At 72.3% G+C, this 7,588-nt stretch carries 6 protein-coding genes; 3 read left to right on the plus strand and 3 right to left on the minus strand.

Annotated elements, in window-relative coordinates; translation table 11 throughout:
- Nucleotides 1–33: 33 nt before the first annotated feature.
- On the minus strand, nt 34–825 hold the full coding sequence (locus tag WN71_RS12390; protein ID WP_046588661.1) for a dioxygenase family protein: 792 nt from the start codon (nt 823–825) through the stop codon (nt 34–36).
- 284 nt (nt 826–1,109) lie between these two features.
- Here WN71_RS12390 and WN71_RS12395 point away from each other — a divergent pair, with 284 nt between their 5' ends.
- Complete coding sequence (locus tag WN71_RS12395; RefSeq protein WP_046588663.1) at nt 1,110–1,616, plus strand: MarR family winged helix-turn-helix transcriptional regulator; 507 nt, start codon at nt 1,110–1,112, stop codon at nt 1,614–1,616.
- A gap of 160 nt (nt 1,617–1,776) precedes the next feature.
- Here WN71_RS12395 and WN71_RS12400 read toward each other — a convergent pair whose 3' ends face one another.
- Both WN71_RS12400 and WN71_RS12405 read right to left on the minus strand, forming a co-directional pair.
- Complete coding sequence (locus WN71_RS12400) at nt 1,777–3,333, minus strand: MFS transporter (protein WP_046588666.1); 1,557 nt, start codon at nt 3,331–3,333, stop codon at nt 1,777–1,779.
- A 188-nt stretch (nt 3,334–3,521) separates the two neighbouring features.
- Nucleotides 3,522–4,166: a TetR/AcrR family transcriptional regulator gene (locus tag WN71_RS12405; RefSeq protein WP_046588668.1), complete on the minus strand. Its 645-nt coding sequence runs from the start codon at nt 4,164–4,166 to the stop codon at nt 3,522–3,524.
- A gap of 306 nt (nt 4,167–4,472) precedes the next feature.
- Between WN71_RS12405 and WN71_RS12410 the strand changes: the two genes are divergently transcribed.
- Nucleotides 4,473–5,768 (plus strand): M6 family metalloprotease domain-containing protein, encoded by a 1,296-nt coding sequence (locus WN71_RS12410; RefSeq protein WP_046588670.1) that lies wholly within the window; start codon nt 4,473–4,475, stop codon nt 5,766–5,768.
- 122 nt (nt 5,769–5,890) lie between these two features.
- A complete protein-coding gene (locus WN71_RS12415) occupies nt 5,891–7,588 on the plus strand; it encodes an IclR family transcriptional regulator domain-containing protein (protein ID WP_079177821.1) in 1,698 nt (565 codons plus the stop codon).

Here is a 7,588-nt window from a genome sequence, read left to right on the forward strand (position 1 = left end):
CGCGCCCCGCTCACCCCAGCGTCGGCGCCGGCCTCAGCCGAACTGCACCGACCGCTTGGCCATCCCCAGCCAGAACCCGTCGATCACCGACCGCTGGGCGTCCAGTTCGCCGCCGGCCTCCGCCGCGCCCATCGTGACGAAGAGCGGGGCGAAGTGCTCGGTGCGCGGGTGGGCGTAGCGCCCCGCCGGCGCCTTGTCGAGGAAGTCGAGGAGGCCGTCCCAGTCCCGCGCCTCCAGCGCCTGCCGCCCCCAGTCGTCGAACTCGGAGGACCAGCTGGGCACGCCGGCGCCGGTGTGGCGCAGGGCGGCCAGGTTGTGGGTGAAGAAGCCGGAGCCGACGATCAGCACCCCCTCGTCGCGCAGCGGGGCCAGTTTACGGCCGATGTCCATCAGCCGTACCGGGTCGAGGGTCGGCATCGAGATCTGGAGGACCGGGATGTCGGCGGCGGGGAACATCTCGACGAGCGGCACGTAGGCGCCGTGGTCGAGGCCGCGGTCCGGGATGTCCTGCACGGGCGTGCCGGGCGCGCGCAGCAGCTTGCGGACGGACTCGGCGAGCGCGGGCGCGCCGGGGGCGTCGTACGTCACCCGGTAGTAGTGCTCGGGGAAGCCCCAGAAGTCGTAGACGAGCGGAACGGGCCGGACCGCGCCGACGGCGAGCGGCGCCTCCTCCCAGTGGGCGGAGACCATCAGGATCGCGGTGGGGCGGGGCAGGTCGGCGGACCAGGCGGCGAGCTGGCCGGGCCAGACGGGGTCGTCGGCGAGCGGCGGCGCGCCGTGGCTGAGGTAGAGGGCGGGCATGCGCTCGCTGGTGGTGGCGGACATGACGGCGGCTCCCTCTGCGGGTCCCGGGGCCCGGACCTCGCGTCATCGCTTCAGCTCTCGATCGGCGGCTCTCGGCCTACGACCCTCGATCTGCCGGTCTCGGCGTACGACCCTCGGTCTGCGGCCCTCGGCCGGCGACCCGCGGCCCTGACCCTGCAGCTCGCGACCCGCGGCCCTCGGTCCCGGACCTTCGACCTGATTGCTTTAACTCTCAAGCTTTACTTTCCCTCACCCTACGCGTGACTTGTTCAACTTTCAAGGAGGTGCCTCGTACAGTGGATCCCATGAACACGGCACCCGACACGGCCGCGCAGCGCTGGCTCTCCCCCGACGAGCAGCGCGTCTGGCGCTCGTACCTCCACGCCACCACCCTCCTCGAGGACCATCTGGACCGCCAGCTCCAGCGTGACGCGGGTATGCCGCACATCTACTACGGCCTGCTGGTGCAGCTCGCCGAGGCGCCGCAGGAACGGCTGCGGATGACCGAGCTGGCGATGAACGCGAAGATCACCCGCTCCCGTCTCTCGCACGCGATCGCGCGCCTGGAGGGCAGCGGTTGGGTGCGCCGCGAGAACTGCCCCTCCGACAAGCGGGGCCAGTTCGCGGTCCTGACCGAGCAGGGCCGCGAGGTGCTGGCGCGCACGGCACCGGGCCATGTGACCGCCGTACGGCAGGCGCTGTTCGAGCGGCTCACCCCCGAACAGCAGCAGGCCCTCGGCGAGATCATGCAGATCGTCGCCGAGGGCCTGCAGCCCAGCGAAGCGGGTGCGGACCTGCCCTGGCTGCGCTGAGCGCGCGACCGGGGCAGGTCCGCGGGATCGTCCGGGGTCCAGGGCCCCGGTGGCGATCCGGTCCGTACGGGAGGAGCGTCCCCTTCCCCTCCCGTACGGGGCGCGCGGGTCCACGGGTCGCCCACCCGCGCGCGGTGTTCCGAAGTGGGGTCCGCGACCGTCAGTGCGCGATCACCGGGACGGCCACCGCGTCCTCGGCGTCGTCCGCGCCCGTGCCGGAGCCGGTGACGGTGGTGCTGCCCGGCGTACCGGCGTTGACGAGGGTCACGACGATCACCGCGGCGAGCACCAGCATGCCGACGGCGAACCAGATGGCGTTGGTGTAGCCGTGCACCGCGCCTTCCATCTGGACCAGCTGCGCCTGCGACTTGGAGGTCGCACCCGCGATGTGGTCCTTGATGTACGCCGTCGTCGCCGAGGCGGCGATGGTGTTCAGCAGGGCGGTGCCGATCGCGCCGCCGACCTGCTGCGAGGTGTTGACCATCGCGGAGGCGACGCCCGCGTCCCGGGGCTCGACGCCCAGGGTGGCCAGCGACATGGCCGGCATGAACGCCGTACCCATGCCGAGACCGAGCAGCAGCATCGCCGGCAGGATCGTCGAGGCGTACGACGAACCGATCTCCAGCTGCGTCATCAGCAGCATGCCGACCGCGGCGACCAGGAAGCCGGGGCCCATCAGCAGCCGGGCCGGAACCCGGGTCATCAGGCGGGCACCGATCTGGGTGGAGCCGACCATCATGCCCGCGATCATGGGCAGGAAGGCGAAGCCGGTCTTGATCGGCGAGAAGCCCTGGATGACCTGGAGGTAGTAGGTCAGGAACAGGAAGGTGCCGAACATCGCGATGATGGCGATGCCGAGCGAGAGGTAGATGCCGCCGCGGTTGCGGTCGGTGACCACGCGCAGGGGCAGCAGCGGGGCCTTGACCTTGGCCTCGGTGACGACGAAGGCGATCAGCAGCACGGCCGCCGCAACGAACAGCGAGACGGTCGTGACGTCGCCCCAGCCGTCGGACTCGGCGCGGGTGAAGCCGTAGACGAGCGAGACCAGGCCGAGGGTGGAGAGCAGGACGCCCGGGATGTCGAGCGGGTTGCGGTTGCGGCCGCCCTCCGGCTCACGGATGACGAAGTACGCGCCGAGCGCGGCGATCACGGCGAACGGGATGTTCACGAAGAACGTCCAGCGCCAGTCGAGGTACTCGGTCAGCACGCCGCCGAGGATGAAGCCGACGGCGCCGCCGCCACCGGCGATCGCGCCGTAGATGCCGAACGCCTTGGCGCGCTCCTTGGCGTCCGTGAACATCACGGCGAGCAGGGAGAGCGCGGCGGGCGCGAGCAGGGCGCCGAAGACGCCCTGGAGGGCGCGGGCGCCGAACATCATCGCGCCGGACTGGGCGGCGCCGCCGAGCGCGGAGGCCGCGGCGAAGCCGATCAGGCCGATGACGAAGGCGCGCTTGCGGCCCCACAGGTCGGCGATGCGGCCGCCGAAGAGCAGGAGTCCGCCGAAGGCGAGGGCGTAGGCCGTGACGACCCACTGCCGGTTGCCGTCGGAGATGCCCAGGTCCTGCTGGGCGGAGGGCAGCGCGATGTTCACGATGGTGGCGTCGAGGACGACCATCAGCTGGGCGAGCGCGATGAAGACGAGCGCCTTCCAGCGATTGGCGTCGCCGGCCGGTGCGGCCGGTGCGGCGCCTGGAGCCTTTGCGGCTGTTTCAGACATGGGGATACCCACTTCGGGACTTCGTGACGGAAAAAAGGTGACGGAAAGGAGACGACGCGCCGTCGTCGGCGGTCGCTTCCTCTGTGTGCGTGTCGGGGACTGGTCGGTTCGCTACGAGTCTTGGTCTCTACGACCCCTTCGGGCCCGCGGACTCATCGCCGGGGCCGGCGCCTTTGCGGCGGTCGGGGTCAGGCCTGGCGTAGATCCTCCATGGTCACAGCCGTACCCGGCAGGGTGGAGCGGGCCGGGGCCCGCAGTCCGTCCAGGAACAGCTGAAGGTGTCGGTGGACGAAGCGGTCGATGCTGAGGCAGTCGGCCCCGGCCGGGGGCCGGCTGAGCTGGGCCACGACGACCATGAGGTCGCCGACTCCCACGTCGCCGCGGAGCTGACCGGCCGCCTTCGCCCGGTCCATGACCTCCGCGACGAGCTCCTCGACGCGTCGACGCGATGCTTCGAGATCGGGGTGGTGCTGGTCGAAGGTGCTGGAGATCATCGGGCACAGAGCGCTGATCCGCTCGTCGGCCGCGGTGTGCACGAAGCGCTCCAGGGCGGCGAAGGCGTCTCCGGTCTCCGCGAGGGCCTGTTCGGCCGCCTCCGCCGTACGGTCCATGACCGAGCAGACGACCTCGCGGACGAGGGCGTCACGGTCGGGGAAGTTGCGGTACACCGTGGCGTTGCCGACGCCGGCCCGGCGGGCGATCTCGTCGAGCGGCACCTCGGGGCCGTACTCGACGAACATCTCGCGGGCGGCGATGACGATCCGCTCGCGGTTGCGCAGGGCGTCGGCGCGCGGCCGGGTCGCCTTGCGCGGTGCGAGGGGCGCGGTCTGCACGGTGTGCTCCTTCGTCGGTGTCTCTGTTCGCTGTGTCGCTGGTTGTCCCTGTCCCCCGATGTGATCGGGGTCCCCCGAAGCGATCCGGGGATCGTTTCCCCGTTTCGCGCGGACACAGGTCTAAACGGGGAAAGGATCCCCGGATATTTCCCTCCTTCGCGAAGTTCTCATGTGACCTGAGTCACACTGCTACGCGCGGGAAACCCACGATCGGTCCTCCCAGCGCGCGCCCCCCTCCCCCTCGACACAGGGTGATCGAAAGGGAGCAGCCGGTGACCAGGGGCTGCCGGGAGCGAAGGGCCCCGCATGGAGCCGGAGCAGCAGCCGCCGACCAGCCGTCGCATACGCCCGCGTCGGACGGCCGCACTCGGCGCGGTGACCGCGCTGATCCTGGCGTTCGGCACCTCGGCGGGGTCGGGGCATCTGACCACCGGCTTCCGCGGGGCCGGCGCCGGCCCGCTCACCGTCGCCCGCTCCTCCGCGCTCGGCCCGTGCATGATCAACGGCAACATGGACGTCCAGATGTCCGAGGGCGTCCCGACCTCCGGCGGTTACTCCCGCTCCACCGGCACGGTCCACGCGCTGACGCTGATGGTCGACTTCCCGGACACGCCCGGCGAGGGCGGCGCGATGGACCGCTTCCACGAGTTCTTCCCGCAGACCCAGCAGTGGTTCCGCACCAGTTCCTACGGCCGCCTCGACTACGTGCCCGAAACGCCGATCCGGCACTGGCTGCGCATGCCGAAGGCGTTCGGCGCGTACGACATAGAACGCGGCGCGCCCTTCGACCCCGGCTACCGCAAGCTGATCCAGGACATCGTGGCCGCCGCGGATCCGGAGGTGGACTTCCGCAAGTACGACTTCCTGAACGTCCTCATGACCCCGAACGCGGGCCCCTCCGCGCTGGACACCGTGCTGTCGGTGACCTTCGCGGGGAACTCCGAGGCGCCCGTGGCCGACGGCGTCCCGGTGGCCAACGCGTCCTTCGTCTACTCCCGGCAGGACGACGGCTCAGGCTCCTACGCCCGCACCGGCTTCCGGGTCCTGCCGCACGAGAACGGCCATGTGTTCGGCCTGCCCGACCTCTACACCCAGGAGGGCGGGGGCGCGGTCGGGCACTGGGACATCATGAGCGAGGACTGGGGCGCCGACAACGATCTGCTCGGCTGGCACAAGTGGAAGCTGGGCTGGCTCGACCCCTCGCAGGTGCACTGCGCGGCGGCGCCGGGCACGACACAGTTCACCCTCAGCCCGTTGGAGCGGCCCGGCGGCCAGAAGCTGATCTTCGTCCCCGTGGACTCCCGCACCGGCTACGCCGTGGAGGTCCGCACGCACGAGGGCAACGACGAGTCCGTCTGCCACCCCGGCGTCCTCATCTACAAGGTCGACGCGGACGTCGACACCGGCCGCGGCCCGGTCAAGGTCTACGACGCCCACCGCGACAGCGGCGGCTGCACCCGCAGCCCGAACGTGCAGGCGGAACTGTCGGACGCCGCCTTCTCCCCGGGCGAGTCCTTCCGCGACCCGCGCCACGGCATCGGCATCGCGGTCACGGGGACGGACGCGTCGGGCAACTACCGGGTGGTCGTACGGCGGGACTGAGATCCCGAACGGGCGATGGAGCCGGTGAACATAAGGCGGGACCGGGATCCCCGGGCGAGGGGACCCGTGGTCGTACGGCGGGACCGGGGTCCCGGGACAATGGGGGTGTGCCCGCACAACCGATGACGCCGCCCGCGAGCGCGGGGCCCGCGCCCGGCGCGCCCGTCCCCGACACCGCGTCCGTGTCCGAGTCCGCGTCCGCGTCTGCTTCCGCGTCCGCCGTACCCGATGAGGCGGTGGCGCCGCTGATCCGCGGGGTGTCGGTGCTGCTGCGGCTGACCGAGGCGGGCGGCAGGCTGAGCCCGAGCGACCTCGAACGGGCCACCGGCCTGGCCCGCTCCACGGTGGACCGGATCACCACCACGCTCGCCCGCATGGAATACGTCCGCCAGGACGGCCGGGACGTGGTCCTGACCCCCCGCGTGATGGAGCTCGGCAACGCCTACCTCGGGGCGCTCCGCCTGCCCGGCCTGCTGTCGGCCCGCGCCGACGCGCTGGCCGACGAACTGGACGAGTCGGTGTCGCTGGCGGTCGCCGACCGGGACGGCATCCGCTTCATCCACCAGGCGACGCGCCGCCGGGCGATGTCCCTGAGCTTCCGCATCGGCGACCTGCTGCCGGCCGAACGCACGGCGCCGGGCCCGCTGTTCGCGACGGAGTGGACGGAGGCGGACTGGCGGCACTGGCGCGAGCGCCGGACCCGGGACCCGAGGGACACGAGCTTCCCGGCCGTCCCCCCACGCACCCGTCCGGCCCCGGAACCGGACCCCGAGCCGGACCCGACCCCCGCCGCCACCCCTGCCCCTCCCCCGAACTCGCACCCGGACCCGGACGACTTCGCCACCCGTACGACTCGCGCGTCGGCGGACGGCTGGTCCCTGGACGACCAGCTCATCGAACCGGGCCTGGTGGCGGTGTCGGTCCCCGTACGGGATCCGGAGAACGGCCGGATCGCGTGCGTGGCGAGCGTGGTCAGCCACACGAGCCGCCGTACGGCGGCGGATCTGCGCTCCGCGCTGCTGCCGCGCCTGCGTGCGGCGGTGGCGGAGATGGAGGAGACCCTGCGCACGGCACCGCCCACGCTGCCCGCCCACTCCGCGACCGGTCTCGCGGCCTGGACCTCGGCCTCGAAGCACGAGTTGGGCCGCGGATTCGTCGAATCGCTGGCCAGGGGCCTGACGGTGCTGACCGCGTTCGGGGAGGGCCGCGCGGCGCCGACGCTGACGGAGGTGGCGAACGCGACGGGCCTGCCCCGGGCGACGGCGCGCCGCGCGCTGATCACGTACACCCACCTCGGCCTGGTGGAAGCGAGGGACCGCGCCTTCGTCCTGACCCCCCGCACCCTGTCCCTGGGCTTCCCGGCGCTGTCCCGCCTCTCCCTCCCCCAGATCGCGACCCCGCACCTGGCGGACCTGTCGTCCCGGATCCAGGAGTCGTCCACGCTGGCGGTCCTGACGGAGGACCACGAGGAGACCCAGTACACGGCAGGCGTGCCGGCTCCCCACGTCCTGAGCGTGCGCATCGCGGTGGGCACGCGCCTGCCCGCGCGGGCGACGGCGTCGGGCCGGGTGCTGCTGGACCCCCGGGACGGCTACGCCCTGGTCGACGGCGTACTGGAGGAGGGTCTGCGCTCGCTGGCGGTACCGGTGCGCGACCGCGCGGGCCGGGTGGTGGCGGCCCTGGGCACGGCCCTGCACGCGGCCCGCCGCACCCCCGAACAGTGCGTCGCCGACCTCCTGCCCGCCCTGTGGGCCACGGCGTCCCACATCTCCGCGGACCTCGCGGCGGCGTCCCGCTTCACCCCCACCCCCCTGACCTGA

Source organism: Streptomyces mangrovisoli (assembly GCF_000974985.2).
In the GTDB taxonomy this organism is placed as follows: Bacteria; Actinomycetota; Actinomycetes; order Streptomycetales; family Streptomycetaceae; genus Streptomyces; species Streptomyces mangrovisoli.

Bases quoted from the DNA above. Each gene is read 5' to 3' on its own strand.
- WN71_RS12390 (WP_046588661.1), bottom strand. From the start codon at position 825: ATGTCCGCCACCACCAGCGAGCGCATGCCCGCCCTCTACCTCAGCCAC.
- WN71_RS12395 (WP_046588663.1), top strand. From the start codon at position 1,110: ATGAACACGGCACCCGACACGGCCGCGCAGCGCTGGCTCTCCCCCGAC.
- WN71_RS12400 (WP_046588666.1), bottom strand. From the start codon at position 3,333: ATGTCTGAAACAGCCGCAAAGGCTCCAGGCGCCGCACCGGCCGCACCG.
- WN71_RS12410 (WP_046588670.1), top strand. From the start codon at position 4,473: ATGGAGCCGGAGCAGCAGCCGCCGACCAGCCGTCGCATACGCCCGCGT.
- WN71_RS12415 (WP_079177821.1), top strand. From the start codon at position 5,891: ATGACGCCGCCCGCGAGCGCGGGGCCCGCGCCCGGCGCGCCCGTCCCC.